Source organism: Clavibacter sp. GW821-FHT01D01, assembly GCF_059422605.1.
Genome location: NZ_JBWKXC010000002.1, coordinates 204,419 through 221,164, shown reverse-complemented (window position 1 = coordinate 221,164; position 16,746 = coordinate 204,419). Strand labels below are relative to the sequence as shown.

Annotated in this window: 17 protein-coding genes; all 17 read right to left on the bottom strand. The window is 75.1% G+C overall.

Annotation, left to right across the window (positions count from 1 at the left end; translation table 11 throughout):
- Positions 1-5 precede the first annotated feature (5 nt).
- Positions 6-533, bottom strand: a complete 528-nt coding sequence (locus AC07VC_RS04760; protein WP_464169661.1) for a PH-like domain-containing protein — start codon at positions 531-533, stop codon at positions 6-8.
- Entirely contained in the window at positions 530-1,942 is a 1,413-nt protein-coding gene (locus AC07VC_RS04755) for a dihydroorotase (RefSeq protein WP_494676569.1), read from the bottom strand. Before AC07VC_RS04755 ends, AC07VC_RS04760 begins: the two co-directional genes overlap by 4 nt.
- Positions 1,943-1,953: 11 nt before the next feature.
- Positions 1,954-2,910, bottom strand: coding sequence for an aspartate carbamoyltransferase catalytic subunit (locus AC07VC_RS04750; RefSeq protein WP_494675987.1), 957 nt, complete (start codon positions 2,908-2,910; stop codon positions 1,954-1,956).
- Positions 2,907-3,485: a bifunctional pyr operon transcriptional regulator/uracil phosphoribosyltransferase PyrR gene (pyrR, locus tag AC07VC_RS04745; RefSeq protein WP_494675988.1), complete on the bottom strand. Its 579-nt coding sequence runs from the start codon at positions 3,483-3,485 to the stop codon at positions 2,907-2,909. The genes AC07VC_RS04750 and pyrR overlap by 4 nt, the downstream gene beginning before the upstream one ends.
- Positions 3,486-3,546: 61 nt before the next feature.
- Positions 3,547-5,604, bottom strand: coding sequence for an acetate--CoA ligase (gene acs, locus AC07VC_RS04740; protein ID WP_494675989.1), 2,058 nt, complete (start codon positions 5,602-5,604; stop codon positions 3,547-3,549).
- Between the two features lie 84 nt (positions 5,605-5,688).
- A complete protein-coding gene (locus AC07VC_RS04735; RefSeq protein WP_494675990.1) occupies positions 5,689-6,525 on the bottom strand; it encodes an ABC transporter permease in 837 nt (278 codons plus the stop codon).
- Entirely contained in the window at positions 6,522-7,577 is a 1,056-nt protein-coding gene (locus AC07VC_RS04730) for an aliphatic sulfonate ABC transporter substrate-binding protein (RefSeq protein ID WP_494675991.1), read from the bottom strand. Before AC07VC_RS04730 ends, AC07VC_RS04735 begins: the two co-directional genes overlap by 4 nt.
- A 163-nt stretch (positions 7,578-7,740) precedes the next feature.
- Complete coding sequence (locus AC07VC_RS04725; RefSeq protein ID WP_494675992.1) at positions 7,741-8,643, bottom strand: ABC transporter ATP-binding protein; 903 nt, start codon at positions 8,641-8,643, stop codon at positions 7,741-7,743.
- A 206-nt stretch (positions 8,644-8,849) separates the two neighbouring features.
- Entirely contained in the window at positions 8,850-9,263 is a 414-nt protein-coding gene (nusB, locus tag AC07VC_RS04720) for a transcription antitermination factor NusB (protein WP_317230443.1), read from the bottom strand.
- Positions 9,264-9,266: 3 nt separating this feature from the next.
- Entirely contained in the window at positions 9,267-9,830 is a 564-nt protein-coding gene (gene efp / locus AC07VC_RS04715; protein WP_086513594.1) for an elongation factor P, read from the bottom strand.
- Between the two features lie 111 nt (positions 9,831-9,941).
- Positions 9,942-10,382, bottom strand: a complete 441-nt coding sequence (locus AC07VC_RS04710; RefSeq protein WP_494675993.1) for a type II 3-dehydroquinate dehydratase — start codon at positions 10,380-10,382, stop codon at positions 9,942-9,944.
- 373 nt (positions 10,383-10,755) lie between these two features.
- Positions 10,756-11,538 carry an SDR family oxidoreductase gene (locus tag AC07VC_RS04705; RefSeq protein WP_317230444.1) on the bottom strand — a complete coding sequence of 261 codons (783 nt, stop codon included), beginning with the start codon at positions 11,536-11,538 and terminating at the stop codon, positions 10,756-10,758.
- Positions 11,535-12,680, bottom strand: a complete 1,146-nt coding sequence (gene aroB / locus AC07VC_RS04700) for a 3-dehydroquinate synthase (RefSeq protein WP_494675994.1) — start codon at positions 12,678-12,680, stop codon at positions 11,535-11,537. The genes AC07VC_RS04705 and aroB overlap by 4 nt, the downstream gene beginning before the upstream one ends.
- On the bottom strand, positions 12,677-13,168 hold the full coding sequence (locus AC07VC_RS04695) for a shikimate kinase (RefSeq protein WP_317230446.1): 492 nt from the start codon (positions 13,166-13,168) through the stop codon (positions 12,677-12,679). Before AC07VC_RS04695 ends, aroB begins: the two co-directional genes overlap by 4 nt.
- Positions 13,169-13,170: 2 nt before the next feature.
- Positions 13,171-14,409: a chorismate synthase gene (gene aroC, locus AC07VC_RS04690; RefSeq protein ID WP_494675995.1), complete on the bottom strand. Its 1,239-nt coding sequence runs from the start codon at positions 14,407-14,409 to the stop codon at positions 13,171-13,173.
- A 39-nt stretch (positions 14,410-14,448) separates the two neighbouring features.
- Positions 14,449-15,339, bottom strand: coding sequence for a shikimate dehydrogenase (locus tag AC07VC_RS04685; RefSeq protein ID WP_494675996.1), 891 nt, complete (start codon positions 15,337-15,339; stop codon positions 14,449-14,451).
- Positions 15,332-16,357: an endolytic transglycosylase MltG gene (gene mltG, locus AC07VC_RS04680; RefSeq protein WP_494675997.1), complete on the bottom strand. Its 1,026-nt coding sequence runs from the start codon at positions 16,355-16,357 to the stop codon at positions 15,332-15,334. Before mltG ends, AC07VC_RS04685 begins: the two co-directional genes overlap by 8 nt.
- Between the last annotated feature and the right edge of the window lie 389 nt (positions 16,358-16,746).

Here is a 16,746-nt window from a genome sequence, read left to right as displayed (position 1 = left end):
GTCGGTCACTTCCCTTCGTTGTCGTCGTCGTGCGCGGGGCGGGGGATGCGGTGGAGGGCGTCGACGAGCGCGGGCTTGTCGCGCGGGTCGATCACCCGGAGGTACGTGTCGACCTCGGTGCGGGCGGCCTCGTCGAGGACCCAGGTGACGGCCACGAGGCCGCCCTCCTCCACCACGCGGTCGATGGCGTAGGTCGCGAGGCCGGAGCCCGTGATCCGGTCGGCGGGCAGGAGCACCTCGCGCTCGCCGTCGATCGCGAGCACGAGGCCGGCGTCGTGGACCCGGGCCGCGGCGCGACCGCGGAAGCCGAGGGGCGCGACGGTCAGCCGGTCGAGCGGCTGGCCGGCCGTGGTCGTGGCGACGTACAGCACGTCGACCTCGAGGGCCGGCGCGCCGAGGCCCGCGGGCGGGCGCGGCGGCTCGGGCAGCGCGCCCTGGCGGCGACGGCGCGCGCGCCAGCCGAGCGCCATGAGCGCGAGGAGCAGGAGGAGGAGCGCGATCACGGTGAGCGCGGGTCCGAGGCGGTCGCTCATGCGGCGGGGCTCCCCAGGGCCCCGGAGGCCGACCCGTCGCGCGCGTCGGCGTCGGCGCGGTCGCGGAGGACCGCGGCGCGCGCGACCGTGCCGCGGTCGACGAGCGCGCCGTCGAGCACGGTCGGGTAGCCGCGGTGGAAGGTCGCGACGACGCGGCCGGGCAGCGTCATCTCCAGGTACGGGGAGTTGCCGCTCAGCCCGCCGAGGTCGTCGCGCCCGAAGACGCGCGAGGCGCGGGGGTCGTACAGGGTGATGTCGGCCGGGGAGCCGCCCGCGAGGACGTGGCCGTGCTCGGCCAGGCGGCCGATGCGCGCGGGGGCGTGCGACATGACCCGCGCGACGCCCTGCCAGTCGAGCAGGCCCGTGTCGACCATCGCGAGCTGGACGACCGACAGCGCGGACTCGAGGCCCACCATGCCGAACGCGGCCGCATCCCACTCGCAGTCCTTCGCCTCGACGGGGTGCGGCGCGTGGTCGGTGGCCACCACGTCGATGGTGCCGTCGGCGAGCGCGAGGCGGAGCGCCTCCACGTCCTCGCGGCGGCGCAGCGGCGGGTTGACCTTGTAGCGCGCGTCGTAGCCGGCGACCAGGTCCTCGGTGAGCAGCAGGTGGTGGGGCGTGACCTCGGCGGTCACGTCGACGCCGCGGGCCTTGGCCCAGCGGATCACGTCGACCGAGCCGGCCGTGGAGACGTGGCAGACGTGCAGGCGGGATCCGACGTGCTCGGCGAGCAGCACGTCGCGCGCGATGATCGACTCCTCGGCGACCGCGGGCCAGCCCGTGATGCCGAGCTCGCCGGACAGCGCGCCCTCGTTCATGGTGGCGCCCTCGGTGAGGCGCGGGTCCTGCGCGTGCTGCGCGATGACGCCGTCGAACGCCTTCACGTACTCCAGCGCGCGGCGCATCAGGAGCGGGTCGGAGACGCACTTCCCGTCGTCGGAGAAGACGCGGACGGCGGCGCGGCTCGACGCCATGGCGCCGATCTCGGCCAGCGACTCCCCCGCGAGCCCGACCGACACGGCGCCGATGGGCCGCACCGTCGCGTAGCCCGCCGCGTCGCCGAGCGCCTTGACCTGCTCGACCACGCCGGCGGTGTCCTGCACGGGCATGGTGTTGGCCATCGCGAAGACCGCCGTGAACCCGCCGAGGGCCGCCGCGCGGGATCCGGTGAGCACCGTGTCGCTCTGCTCGTAGCCGGGCTCACGCAGGTGCACGTGCAGGTCGACGAGGCCGGGCAGCGCCACGAGCCCGTCGGCCTCGACGACGTGCGCGCCGGCCGGGACCTCGAGGTCGGGCCCGATCTCGCGGATCAGCCCGTCGGCGACGAGGATGTCGGCGCGCTCGCCCGAGGGCAGGGTCGCGCCGCGGATCAGGTGGGCGTCGCGCGCGGTCGTGTCGTGCTGGGGCATGTCGTACTGGGTCATCGGTCGGCCTTCCCGTCGCCGGACAGCAGGAGGTAGAGGACGGCCATGCGCACCGAGACGCCGTTGGCGACCTGCTCGCGCACCGTGGACCTCTCCGAGTCGGCGGCGGCGGCGGATATCTCGAGCCCGCGGTTCATGGGCCCCGGGTGCATGACGATCGTATCGGGCCCGAGCAGCGCGAGCCGCGCGTCGTCGAGGCCCCAGATGCGCGCGTACTCGCGCGGGTTCGGGAAGAAGGCCGCGCGCATGCGCTCAGCCTGGATGCGCAGCATCATGACCGCGTCCGGCCGTCCCTCGACGAGCGCCGCGTCGAGGTCGTAGCAGACGGTCACCGGCCACGAGCCGACCCCCACGGGCACGAGCGTCGGCGGGGCGACGAGCGTGACCTCGGCGCCGAGCGTCGTGAGGAGCCACGCGTTCGAGCGGGCGACGCGCGAGTGGAGGATGTCGCCGACGATGAGGACGCGCGCGCCGTCGAGGCCCCTCCCCCGGGCAGCCGGGCCGTGCAGCCGGCGGCGGATGGTGAACGCGTCGAGCAGGGCCTGCGTGGGGTGCTCGTGCGTCCCGTCGCCCGCGTTGACGATGCCGGCGTCGATCCAGCCGCTGCCCGCGAGCGTGTGCGGCGCGCCGGAGGACGGGTGGCGGACGACGACGCCGTCGGCGCCCATGGCCTGCAGGGTCTGCGCGGTGTCCTTCAGGCTCTCGCCCTTGGAGACGCTCGAGCCCTTGGCGCTGAAGTTGATGACGTCCGCCGAGAGCCGCTTGGCGGCGGCCTCGAACGAGATGCGGGTGCGGGTCGAGTCCTCGAAGAAGAGGTTCACCACGGTGCGGCCGCGGAGCGCCGGCGTCTTCTTGATCTCGCGCGTGCCCACGTCGGACATGTCCTCCGCGACGTCGAGGATGCGGACGGCCTCGTCGCGGGTCAGGTCGCGGGTGGAGAGCAGGTGCCTCACGACACGGCCTCCCCCGCGGCGGGCGCCGGCACGTCGTCGGGGCCCTCGATGGCGACGGCGTCCTCGCCGTCGATCTCGTCGAGCCGCACGAAGATGCGCTCCGCGAGGCTCGACGGCAGGTTCTTCCCCACGAAGTCGGCGCGGATGGGGAGCTCGCGGTGCCCGCGGTCCACCAGCGCGGCGAGGCGCACGGCCGTCGGGCGGCCGAGGTCGCCGATCGCGTCGAGGGCCGCGCGGACCGTGCGGCCGGAGAAGAGCACGTCGTCGACGAGCACGACCGTGCGGCCGTCCACGCCGCCCGCGGGCAGGAGCGTGGGCGCGGGCGCGCGGGTGGGGTTCCGCTGCAGGTCGTCGCGGTACATGGTGACGTCGAGCGAGCCCACCAGGTCGGCGGGGGCGTCGGGCTCGAGGCGGGCGATGATGCGGCCGATGCGCTCGGCGAGGACGGTGCCGCGCGTGGGGATCCCGAGGAGCAGGAGGCCGGCGGGGCCGCGGTTCGACTCGAGGATCTCGTGGGCGATGCGCGTGAGCGCACGGGTGATGTCAGAGGGCTGCAGCACGATGCGCTGAGGCAATCCGACCTCCTTCCCCGCCTCTCGGGACGGATGTTAAAGGTGGTCTGTTCCGCGGGTCACTCTAGCGGGTGCGGTCCGACGCGTCGAGGACGGCGCGGATGCGGCCGAGGACGGCGGCGTCCTGCAGGCTCGTGGCGTCCCCGAGCGTCCGGCCCTCGACGAGGTCGGCGAGGAGGCGCCGCATGATCTTGCCCGAGCGCGTCTTCGGCACGTCCGGCACCACCACCATCCGCCGCGGCTTCGCGACCGGCCCGATGGCCCGGGCCACGTGCGCCGTGAGCTCCGGCCCCAGCGACGCGGCGAGCGCGCGCCAGCCCTCCGCGTCGTCGTCCGCCGGCCGGTCGTCGCCGCGCGGCACCACGAACGCGACCACGCGCTGCCCGGTGAGGTCGTCGGCGACGCCCGTGACGCCGGCCTCGCCGACGCGCGGATGCGCGACGAGGGCCGACTCGATCTCGATGGTCGACAGCCGGTGGCCGGAGACGTTCACGACCTCGTCGATGCGGCCCTGGAGCGCGATGTCCCCGTCGCCGTCCCGTCGGGCGCCGTCGCCGGCGAGGAACCAGCCGCGGTCGGCGAAGCGCTCCCAGTAGGCGCTGCGGTAGCGGTCCGGGTCGCCCCAGACGGTGCGGGCCATCCCGGGCCAGGGACGCTGGATGACGAGGAGGCCCGGCTCCCCCGCGGCCGTCTCCTCCCCGTCGTCGTCGACCACGGCGACCCGGAACCCGGGCAGCGCGCGACCCGCGGCGCCCGGCTTCAGCGTGGAGGCGCCGGGCAGGGGCGCGATGACCGCGGCGCCCGTCTCGGACTGCCACCACGTGTCGACCACGGGCGCCGCGCCGCCGCCGACCTCCCGGTGGAACCAGCGCCACGCGGCCGGGTTGATCGCCTCCCCCACGGACCCCAGCAGGCGGATGCTGGACAGGTCGTGCCCGCCCACGCCGTCGGGGAACCAGCTCATGAGCGAGCGGATGAGCGTGGGCGCCGTGTAGTACGTGGTGACCCCGTAGCGCTCGATGATCTCCAGGTGCCGTCCGCGGTGGGGAGTGTCGGGCGTGCCCTCGTAGATCACCTGCGTGAGGCCGTTGGACAGCGGCCCGTAGATCTCGTAGGTGTGCGCGGTGACCCAGGCCAGGTCCGCGGTGCACCAGTGCACGTCGTCCGGCTTCGCGTCGAAGTGGGCCCAGTGCGCCCACGACGCGTGGGTCAGGTACCCGCCGGAGGTGTGCACGAGGCCCTTGGGGCGGCCCGTCGTGCCGGAGGTGTAGATGATGAAGAGCGGGTGCTCGGCGTCGAAGGCGCGGGGCTCGTGGACGGGCGACGCGGCTCCGACGGCGTCATGCCACCAGACGTCGCGTCCCTCGGTCCACGGCACGTCCTGCCCGGTGCGCCGGACGACGAGGACGTGCTCGAGGGACGGGACGCCCGCGACGGCCTCGTCCGCCTGCGGCTTGGTGGCGACCGCGGTTCCGCGCCGGTGCTGCCCGTCGCTCGTGATGAGCAGCCGGGCGCCCGTGTCCTCCACGCGGAAGCGCAGCGCCTCCGCCGAGAAGCCGCCGAACACGAGCGAGTGCACGGCGCCGATGCGGGCGACCGCGAGGGTCGCGACGACGGTCTCGACGAGCACGGGCAGGTAGATGACCACGCGGTCGCCGGGGCCGATGCCGAGGGCGGTCAGCGCGTTCGCGGCGCGCGCGACCTCCTCCTGGAGGTCGCGGTACGTGACGGCGCGGCGGTCGCCGGGCTCGCCCTCGAAGTGCAGCGCGACCCTGTCGCCGCGCCCCGCGGCCACGTGCCGGTCGACGCAGTTGGCGGCGACGTTCAGGCGGCCGCCGGCGAACCAGGTGGCCGCGGGGACCTGCGGGGTGCCGTCCTCGGCGACGGGCGGGACCCAGGTGTGCGCCGTCTGCCAGGGCGTCTCCCAGTCGAGGCGGCGGGCGGCCTCCTCCCAGAAGGCGACGGGGTCGGACTCCGCGCGCGCGTACGCCTCCGCGCCGACGTTGGCCGACGCGGCGAGCGCGGCGGGCGGCGGGAACGAGGCCGGGCCCGCGGTCGCGGCGTCGCCGTCCGAGGGGTCCAGGGGGGTGGCGGCGGCCTGCTCGGTGCGCGGGGAGGTCATGCGACGACGCTACGTGCGCCCCCGCGGAGGACCCGAACCGGGATCGTCACGCGGGGACACACGGCGCGCGAGGCGCTGCCGGCGTCAGCCCCAGCGGCGCACGAGCACGCGTTCGACGACACCCACGACGGCGTCGGTGATCGCGCCCAGCACGGCGAGGAGGACGATGGCGAGGAGCACCCGGTCCACGCGGCCGTTGCTCGACGACTCCGTGAGCAGGTAGCCGAGCCCCATCGAGGCGGCGAGCAGCTCCGCGGCGACGAGGAACAGCCACGACTGCGCGAGGGCGAGCCGGAGGCCGGAGACGACGGCCGGGAGCACGGCGGGCAGCTGCACGGTGACGAGGAGCGGGATCCGGCGCAGCCCGAACGCGCGCCCCACCTCCACGAGGTGCGGGTCCACGTGCCGGAGCGCCCCGGCGACGGTCGTGTACACGGGGAACAGGGCGCCGATCGCCACGAGGGTGACCTTGGAGTCCTCGTTGATCCCCATCCAGAGCAGGAGCAGCGGCACCCACGCGAGCGACGGGACGGTGCGGAAGGCGCCGGCGGTCGGGGCGAGGAGGAGCCGGCCGATGCGGGAGAGGCCCACCACGGCACCGAGCACGAGGCCCACCGTCGCGCCGAGGGCGAACCCGAGGAGCACGCGCTGCAGGGAGATGGCGACGTACTGGCCGAGGATCCCCTGCTCGGCGAGCTGGCCCCCCGCCCGCACCACGTCGAGCGGCGCGGGCAGCAGGTGGGCGGGGACGGCGCCGGTGGCGGTGACCACCGCCCAGAGCCCGACGACCAGGAGCGGGACGACGGCGCCGACGGCCGTGCGCACGAGGGCGCCGCCCGCGGTGCGGCGGGTCGCCGGCCGCGCGGCCCCGCCCTCCTCGACGGCCGCGTCCGCGCGCGGAGCCGTGCCGAGGGCGGTCATCCGGCCGCCACGGCGCCGGCGTCCGCGGACTCCGCGTACTGCGGCTCGAACAGCTCGTCGAGCGCCGTGTCGACCCGCGCCTGGTCGGGGACGTCGCCGGACTCGACGAGGATCGGGCCGACGCGCTCGAGCACGGCGCGCTGGGCGTCGCCGGGGACGGGGTCGACGCCGAGGTTGGTCCGGTCGATGACGGTGGACGCGACGGCGGGGTCGATGGCGGCGGCCTCCGCGAGGATCGCCGCGGTCTCGTCCGGGTGCTCCACCGCCCAGGCGCGGGCCTCCTCGTACGCGTCGACGACCGCCTGCGCGAGGTCGGGCGACGCGTCGAGGAACGACTGGGTGGCGTTGAGGAACCCGTAGGTCGCGAAGTCGACGTTGCGGTACAGGAGCGTCGAGCCCGCCTCCGCCTGGCTCGCGGCCATGAGCGGGTCGAGCCCGGACCACGCGTCGACGGAGCCGTTCTCGAGCGCGGCGCGGCCGTCGGCGTGCTGGAGGTTCTGGATGGTCACGTCGGACACGGGGATGCCGGCCTCCTCGAGCGTCTGCAGCAGGAAGAAGTAGGGGTCGGTGCCCTTCGTGGCGGCGATGTCGGCGCCGCGCAGCTGGTCGACGCTCGTGATCGGCGAGCCCTCCGGCACGACGATCGCGGTCCACTCGGGCTGCGAGTACACGTCGATCGTGCGGATGGGCGACCCGTTCGCCCGGGCGAGGAGCGCGGCGGACCCGGCGGTGGAGCCGACGTCGACGGCACCGGCGCGGAGGAGCTCGTTGGCCTTGTTCGAGCCAGCGGACTGCACCCAGTCGACCTGCACGTCGGATCCGAGGCGTGCCTCGAGGAGGCCCTGGTCCTTCACGATGAGGCTCAGCGGGTTGTAGGTGGCCCAGTCGACGGTGAGCGTGTCGGCGCTCCAGCCGGCCGGGTCCGCGGAGGCGGCGGCGGCGGGGGCGACGGACGAGCCCTCCCCGGCGGCGCAGCCCGCGAGGAGCATCACGGCGGCGCTCGCGAGCGCGAGGGACGGGAGGGCGGATCTGCGGAGCGGGAGACGGGTCACGGTGGGTCCTCGGGTGCTGTGCCGGCGGGGATCGCGCGGGCGGCGGGTCGGGTGGTGCGGAACGTGCGGATGTGCGGGGTGTGCTGGGGCGGTGCGGGTCCCGTCCGGAGCGGAGCCCGGGCGGACGCTGCACGGCGTGCGGGAGCCGGTGCGCGGCGGCGCGTCAGCGGGCCGTGCGGTGGCCGGGCACGCCGAGCCCCTCGAGCAGCTCGGCGCGGAGGGCGGCGAGGGTGGCGTCGCCGCGGTCGCGGGGCCGGGATCCCGGCACCTCGAGCACGCGGCGCACGGTCGCGCCCGGTGCGGCACCGGGAGCGGGGTCGGGTCCGAGCAGCACCACGCGGTCGGCGAGGTGGAGCGCCTCGTCGACGTCGTGCGTGACGAGGAGGACCGTGGTCGGGATGGCGGCGTGCACGTCGAGCAGGAGGTCCTGCATCCGGAGCCGGGTGAGGGCGTCCAGGGCGCCGAATGGCTCGTCGAGCACGAGGACGCGCGGCCGTCGGGCGAGCGCGCGGGCGAGGGAGGCGCGCTGCGCCATGCCGCCGGACACCTGGCGGGGGCGGAGGTCGGCGGCCTCGGCGAGTCCCGTGAGCTCCAGCAGGTCGCGCACGCGGGCGTCCCCCTCCGCACGCGGCACGTCGCGCGGCAGGCCGAGGCGCACGTTGGCGCGGATCGTGCGCCAGGGCAGCAGCCGCGGCTCCTGGAAGGCGACCGCGGAGCGCTGGTCGACCTCCTGTACGGGCGTGCCGTCGATGCGGAGGGACCCGGTGTCGGGGCGGTCGAGCCCGCTCACCTGGCGGAGGAGGGTCGACTTGCCGCAGCCGGACGGCCCGAGGACGGCCACGACGTCGCCGGCCGCGAGGTCCAGGTCGACGTCGCGGAGGACGGTCCGTCGCGCGCGGGAGCCCTCTACGGGGAAGGACCGGCCGATCCCCCGGAGCTCGACGGCGCCCGCGGAGCCCGGTGCGGGAGCGGTCGCGGTCGGCGCACGTGACGGGGCCGGCGCGGGCGGCGCGGCCGGCGCGGGCGACGCCGGGTCGGGGCGCGAGGCGGAGGCGGTGGCGGGCATGACCCGACGCTAGGGCGCGGCGCCGCCGGCCGGATCACGTCCCGTCACACGCCGTCGCGGGACGACACGCGACGTAATGCACCGCCGGCGGTGTGCTCCGACGAGGCGGCACCGGGCCTCGAGCCGCCGACGGACGCGGGCCGCGGCCCTGGACGACGTGGCGCGGAGGACGACGCGGCACAGCCGCCGACGCCCTCCCGGCCGGGTCAGGCCTGCGCGGCCGCGATCCGGGCGAGCATGCCGTTCACGAACGACGCGGACTCGTCCGTGCTGAGCGACGACGCGAGGTCGACGCTCTCCGAGATGGCGACGCCGTCGGGCACGTCGGCGTTGAAGAGGATCTCCCAGATGCCGATGCGCAGGATCGCGCGGTCGACCGCGGGCATGCGGGCGAGGGTCCAGTTGACCGAGTACGTCTCGATGAGCTCGTCGATCTCGTCCTGGTGCTCGACGACGCCCTCGGCGATCTCGCGCGCGTACTGCCACGAGGCCTGCCGGTCGGGCTCCGCGGCGGCCCGCTGCTGCTCTACCGCGAGGGTCGCGGGGATCGTCTCCCCGCGGATGTCGGCGACGTACAGGACGTCGAGGGCGCGCTTGCGCGCCTTGGTGCGTGCGCTCACGGGTCAGTCGGTGACGCGGCCGAGGTAGTCGCCCGTGCGGGTGTCCACCTTGACGCGCGTGCCCTGCTCGAGGAAGAGCGGGACCTGGATCTGGTGGCCGGTCTCGACCGTGGCGGGCTTGGTGCCGCCGGTCGAGCGGTCGCCCTGGAGGCCCGGCTCCGTGTACGTGATGGTCAGCACGACCGACGCGGGCAGCTCGACGTAGAGCCCCTCGCCGTTGTGGAGCGCGACGGTGACGCTCTGGTTCTCGAGCATGAAGTTCTTCGCGTCGCCGACCTGCGCGGCGGACAGCGTGATCTGGTCGTAGTCGCTCGTGTCCATGAACACGAAGTTCTCGCCGTCGGCGTAGAGGTACTGGAAGTCGCGGCGGTCGACCGTCTCGGTCTCGATCTTGGCGCCCGCGTTGAACGTGCGGTCGACGACCTTGCCGCTCATGACGTTCTTGACCTTGGTGCGCACGAACGCGCCCCCCTTGCCCGGCTTGACGTGCTGGAACTCGATGACGGTCCACAGCTGGCCGTCCATGTTGAGGACGACGCCGTTCTTGATGTCAGCGGTAGAGGCCATGCGGGGAGGGTCCTTGCCTGTTCGACGAGCGGGATGCGGCGGTCGAGCGGCCGCGCGGAGGATCCGGATCCGCGGCCCGACGGGGCGCGTGCGGGGATCCGAGGGATCAGCCTAACGGGTGCCGGTCACCACGTGCGCGAGCGCCAGGAGGTACGAGCCCGTCCCGAGGCCCGCGATGACGCCCGTGGCGACGGGCGAGATGACGCTCTGGTGGCGGAACTCCTCGCGCGCGTGCGGGTTCGAGATGTGCACCTCGATGAGCAGGAGGCCGGCCTTGGTGACGAGCGCCGTGGCGTCGCGGAGCGCGTACGAGTAGTGCGTGAAGGCGGCCGGGTTCATGATCACGGGCGTCGCGGTGTCGACGGCCTCGTGCAGCCAGCCGATGAGCGTCGCCTCGTCGTCGGTCTGCCGCAGGTCGATCTCGACGTCGTCGGGCGCGAAGGCGACGAGCTCGCGGCGGAGGTCCTCCAGCGACCCGGTGCCGTAGACGTCGGGCTCGCGGCTGCCGAGGCGACCGAGGTTGGGACCGTTGAGGACGAGCACGCGTGACATGGATCCAGCCTAGGGGCGCTCCCGGGACCCGGCCCCGCGGGACGGCGCCTCCTCGCAGGGCGGTGGCCCGGCAGCGCAGCAGCGAGGAGCAGGAGCGCCCCGACGGGGTGCGGCTCCCGTCTGCCGACGCCGACCGTGATCCCAGCCCCGGGCACGCGACGCCACCTGCGGCGCACGGCTGCCTCCGTGAGGAGCGCCGGAGCCGCGATCCCCGCTCGCGGCACGTGCCCCCGTCCCCTTCCCTGCGGCTGCGCGAGGAGACCGGTCAGCGCGCTCGGGGAGAGGAGGTGCTGATCGTCCGCCGGCATCGGTGCTTACGTCGTGCGCACCGGCCGCCGCGATGGTCGGAGGCCGCCCTCGGGATGCGTGCGGCTCAGCCGACGCTCTGGCCGCCGTCGGAGCGGATGCGCTGCCCGTTGATCCAGCCGCCCTCCGCCGACAGGAGGAAGCACACGAGCGCCGCGGCGTCGCGGGGCTCGGCGAGCCGTCCGCGCGGCGTCGTCTCCCGCAGGCTCTCGCGGATCTCCGGTGTGAACCAGCCCGTGTCGGTGGGCCCGGGATCGACGAGGTTGGCGGTGATCCTCACGTCCTCCAGCTCGCGGGCGGCTGCGATGACGATGCGGTCGAGCGCGGCCTTGCTGGCGCCGTAGGGCACGTTGCCGACGACGTGGTCGCTCGTGAGCGCGACGATGCGCCCGGCACCCGGCACCGCGCGGTACCGGCGGGCGAAGCCCTGGACGAGCTGGAGCGACGCCCGCACGTTCACGGCCAGGTGGCGGTCCAGGCTCTCCACGCTGGTCTCCAGCAGGGCGCTGTCGACCGACTCGGCGTGGCTCAGCACGAGGGCGGTGAGCGGCCCGAGCTCCCGCTCGACCTCGTCGAGGATCCGCTCCGCGGCGTCCGTGTCCACGAGGTCCGCCTCGACGGCGTGCGCCCGGCCGCCCGCGCGCTCCACGGCCTCGGCGACGCGCGCCGGGTCCTCCGGCTGACGGCCCCACGGCATGCGGGCGTCGTAGTCCGACCAGTACGTGAAGGCGACATCCCAGCCGCCGAGCGCGAGGTCCTCGGCGATTGCCGCCCCGATGCCGGAGACGCGGCCGACGCCCGTGACCAGCGCGACGGGCCGCGGCGCGTCCGGATGCGCGGGATCCGTCACGAGCCGATCTCCTGGTAGGCCGCGAACAGCAGCGCCTCCTCCGGGCCGTTGAGCACGCTGGCCCGGCCGACGCCGTCGAGCACGATGAATCGCATCATGTCGCCGCGGGCCTTCTTGTCGCGCTTCATGCTGGCGACGAGCGTGGGCCAGCGGCCCACGGGGTAGCTGGTCGGCAGGTCGAGCGAGTCGAGGATCCGCCGGTGCCGGTCGACCGCCTCGTCGGACAGCGAGCGCGTGAGGCGCGAGAGCTCCGCGGCGAACACCATCCCGACCGCGACCGCCGCGCCGTGCCGCCACCGGTAGCGCTCGGCGTGCTCGATGGCGTGGCCGAGCGTGTGGCCGTAGTTGAGGATCTCGCGGCGGCCCTTCTCCGTGAAGTCCTCGCCGACGACCTCCGCCTTCATGGCGATGGCGAGCTCGACGACGCGGCGGAACTCGGGGCTCGTGGTGTCGGTGACGCGCGCCACGTCGGCCTCGATGACGTCGAGGATCTCGGGCACGGCGATGAAGCCGGCCTTGACGATCTCCGCGAAGCCCGTGACGATCTCGTTGCGCGGCAGGGTGGCCAGCAGGTCGAGGTCCACCACCACGGCGGTCGGCGCGTAGAAGGCGCCGACGAGGTTCTTGCCCTCGGAGGTGTTGATGCCGGTCTTCCCGCCGACGGCCGCGTCGACCATGGCGAGCACCGTGGTCGGGACCTGGATGAGCATGACCCCGCGCAGCCAGGTGGCCGCGACGAAGCCGCCGAGGTCGGTCGTCGCGCCGCCGCCGAGCGTGATGACGGCGTCGGAGCGCGTGAAGTCGGTCGTGCCCATGATCTTCCAGCAGAACGCCGCGACCTCGACGCGCTTCGCGCCCTCCGCGTCCGGCACCTCGGCGAGGTAGACCTCCACGTCGCCCTGCAGGCGCTCCCGGAGGCGCGACGCCTCCTCGGCGAGGGCCGGGGCGTGCACGATGAGCACCTTCCGCACCCGCGGGCCGAGCAGCGCGCCGATCCCCTGCACGAGGCCCCGGCCGACGGTCACGTCGTAGCCGGGGGTGCCGGAGACGCGGATCACCGTGGCCGCGTCGGGCTCGGCGGCGGCGGGCGCGGCGGACGGGTCGGCGGGGCGGGCGGTCTCGGGCGCGTTCTTGTCGGTCATGGCTGCCTCTCCCGGGCGAAGCGCTCGATCTCGCGGACGATGCGCGGGAGCGGGCGGTCGGAGGTGTCGATGGTCAGGTCGGCGAGCGAGCGGTACAGCTCCTCGCGGTCGGCGACGATGCGGCGCCAGCTCTCGAGGCCGTCGACGAGCGGGCGGTCGTCGCCGCGGATCCGCGCCCGGACGGCGTGCTCGCTGACGGTCAGCAGCACGACGAGGGCCGGCGCGAGGTCGGCCCGGGTGTCCGCATCGAGCACGGCTCCCCCACCGAGGGACACGACGCCGCCACCCGCGAGGGCGTCGGCCACCGCGGCCCGCTCGAGCGCGCGGAAGCGCGCCTCCCCGTGGTCGCGGAAGATGTCGGCGATCGAGCCGTGCGCGTCGACGACGGCGCGGTCGGTGTCCGTGAACGGCAGCCCGAGGGCCTTCGCCAGACGACGTCCGACCGTGGTCTTGCCCGCGCCGGGCGCGCCGATCAGGACGACCGTCACGGTCAGGACCCGGGCGGGGCGGGCGGCGCGGCGTCGGCCTCGTCCACCAGGGCCGCGCCGGAGCGGCGGCCCTCGGGGATCGACTCGAGGTAGCCGCGGAGGTTCCGCCGGGTCTCGCCCACGGAGTCGCCGCCGAACTTCTCCAGCACCGCGTCGGCGAGGGTCAGCGCGACCATCGCCTCCGCGACCACGCCCGCGGCGGGCACGGCGCACACGTCGGAGCGCTGGTGGTTCGCGGGGGCGGCGCCGCCCGTGGCGGTGTCGATGGTGCGCAGCGCCCGGGGCACGGTCGCGATGGGCTTCATGCCCGCGCGGACCCGGAGGACCGTGCCCGTGCTCATGCCGCCCTCGGTGCCGCCGGCGCGGTCGGTCGACCGGCCGATGCCCGCCGCCGTGGAGAACAGCTCGTCGTGCGCCTCGGAGCCGCGGCGCGTCGTGGTGAGGAACCCGTCGCCGACCTCGACGCCCTTGATCGCCTGGATGCCCATGAGCGCCCCGGCGAGCTTCGAGTCGAGGCGGCGGTCCCAGTGCACGTGCGAGCCGAGGCCCGGGGGCAGGTCGTAGGCGAGCACCTCGACGACGCCGCCGACGGTGTCGCCGCTCGCCTTCGTGTCGTCGACCTCGGCGACCATGCGGGCGCTCGTCTCGGGGTGGAAGCAGCGCAGCGGATCCGCGTCGAGGGCGTCGACGTCGTCGGGGGTCGGCAGCGGCGCGCCCTCCGGCACGCGGACGGGGCCGATGGCGAGCGTGTGGCTGACGAGGGTGATGCCGAGCTCGGCGAGGAAGGCGCGCGCGACGGCGCCGAGCGCCACGCGCGCGGCGGTCTCGCGGGCGCTGGCGCGCTCGAGGACGGGACGGGCCTCGTCGAAGTCGTACTTCTGCATGCCGACGAGGTCGGCGTGGCCGGGGCGCGGGCGCGTGAGGGCCGCGGCGCGCGCACCCGTCAGCCTCTCCGACTCGACGGGCTCGGGGCTCATGACGTCGACCCACTTGGGCCACTCCGTGTTGCCGATGCGCACGGCGATGGGGCTGCCCAGCGTCCGGCCGTGGACGACGCCGGTGGAGAGGCTGAGCTCGTCCTGCTCGAAGCCCATGCGCGCGCCGCGGCCGTAGCCGAGCTTGCGACGGGCGAGGTCGGCGCGGATGCCGTCGAGGCTGACGGGCACGCCCGCGGGCAGGCCCTCCAGGACGGCGATGAGTTCGGGGCCGTGGGATTCCCCGGCGGTGAGCCAACGCAGCATGGCCCCATCCTCCCACAGCGGCAGCGGCCGCCCCGCGGGTCAGGACCCGGTCCAGGGCCTCCGCGGATCGCGCCCGACGCTCGCGAGCATGGCGGCGAGCACCCGACCCTCGTCGGCGACCGCGCGCTCGGCGTCGCCGCCGACGAACAGGCGCACCTGCATGAGCGCCTGATGCACGAGCATGTCGATGCCGGGCACGACGCGTCCGCCGGCGCGCTCCCACGCCCCGGCGATGCCGGTCGGCCACGGCGCGTAGGTGACGTCGAGGAGCACCGCGTCGGCCGCGAGCCGCGCCGGGAGCGCAACCTCGGACGCGGCGTCGCCGGGGAGCGTGCTGATCGCCGTGTCGGCACTCGCGAGGACCGTGGACGCGTCGTCCAACGGGACGATGCGCAGCGCCAGGCCGAGCTCGTCGGCCAGGGCGTCGAGCTCCCGGGCGCGCTCCGGGCGCCGGGCCGCGACGGCGACGCGCGCGGCCCCCAGGTCGCGGAGCGCCACCAGTGCGGAGCGGGCCGTGGATCCCGCGCCCAGGACGACCGCGTCCGTCGCCTCCGCTACCCCGGCGTCGCCCAACGCGCGCACTATCCCCGCCACGTCGGTGTTGTGGCCGCGGCGGGTCGCCCGACCGGCTGCGTCCGGCTCCTGCACGAGCGTGTTCGCGGCGCCGGCCAGCCGTGCCGTCTCGTCGACGTGGTCGAGGAGCGGGAGCACGTCGCGCTTGAGCGGCATCGTGAGGGACAGGCCGCGCCATCCGGATCCGAGCCCCGCGACGAGGTCCGCGAGCTCCGACCCCGTGCACTCCACGGCCTCGTACGACCAGTCGAGCCCGAGCACGTCGTACGCGGCCCGGTGCAGGCGCGGCGACAGCGAGTGGGCGATGGGGCTGCCGAGGACCGCCAGCCGCACGGCCGGCGTCCGCGGGTCAGCCATTGCCGGGGTTGTCCCTCATGAACTGCTGCCACTCGGCGACGGCCTTCAGGTGGTCGTCGTAGGACTCCGAGAAGACGGTGTCGCCCGTGATCGTGTTGACCGTCACGAAGTACAGCCACGGACCGTCCGCCGGCGCGATGGCCGCCTTGATGGCGACGTCGCCCGGGTTCGAGATGGGCCCGACCGGCAGGCCCGGGTTCACGTAGGTGTTGTACGGGTTGTCGTCCGCGCGCTCGGCGTCGGTCGTCGTGACGCGCCCCGCCGACTCCGCCCCGTAGGCGACGGTGGCGTCGGACTGCAGGAGCATGCCGATGTCGATGCGGTTCTGGAAGACGCGGGACACCTTGTAGAAGTCCTGCTCGAAGCGGGCCTCCTTCTGGATCAGCGCCGCCATCGTGAGGACGCGGTGCCGGTCCCCGGGGGCGACGCCCGCCTCGTCGAGCGCCTGGAAGGTGCGCGCCACCATGGTCCGCACCATGTCGGCGGCGGACGTCCCGGGCGGGAAGTCGTAGGTCGCCGGGAAGAGGTAGCCCTCGATGCTCGGCGCCTCGGCGGGGATGCCGAGCGCTCCGAGGTCGGCCGACGCGGCCTCCAGGTCGGCGACGGGGGTGCCGGTGCCCTCGGCGACGAGCTCGAACGCCTGGGCGGCGGTCTGCCCCTCGGGGATGGTGACCTTCGCCTGCACCTGGCTGGCCGGATCCTGCAGCAGCGCCAGCGCGGACGCGGCGCTCATCTGCTTCCGCAGCGTGTAAGTGCCCGGCTGGAAGACGACCTCGCCCGAGCTGACGACGGCCTGGTAGAACGCCTTCGACGTCTTCACGACGTCCTGCTCGGCGAGCGTGTCGCCGATCGTGCTGCCGGTGTCGCCGGTCTTGACGACGACCTGCACCTCCCCGGAGCCCTCGCCGTCGTAGTCGGTGGGCTCCGCGGGGGTCATGAGCGCCGAGACGACGGGGCCGAACAGCGACGTGGCGATGACGGCGGCGCCGCCGAACAGCACGACGAGCAGGACCAGCACGTAGGGCCACCTGGGGTGTCGGCGCCTCGGCTTGGGGGCGGCCGGGGCGGGATCCCGCGGCGGCGTCCCGCGGCCGCGGCTTCCGTCCGCTGCGGGCGCCGCAGCCGGTCGGCGACCCGCGGACGGCTCCACCGGCGCGGCGGCGATGCCGGCGGCCGCGGCGGAGGCGGCGGACGTGTCGCCCGCGGCGGCGGACGCCGAGGTCGAGGCGGCCGCTGCCGCCGAGGAGGTCGAGGGCGCGTCCGGGACCGCAGCCGGGGCGGGAGCCGGGGCCTCAGCCTCCGGCCGTGATCCGGTCGTGGCCGTGGACCGCGACGCGTCGCCGGCGTCGTCCCCCGTCGCCGAGCCAGAACGTGCCTCCGCGGCCTCGCGCAGGGCGCGCAGCTCGC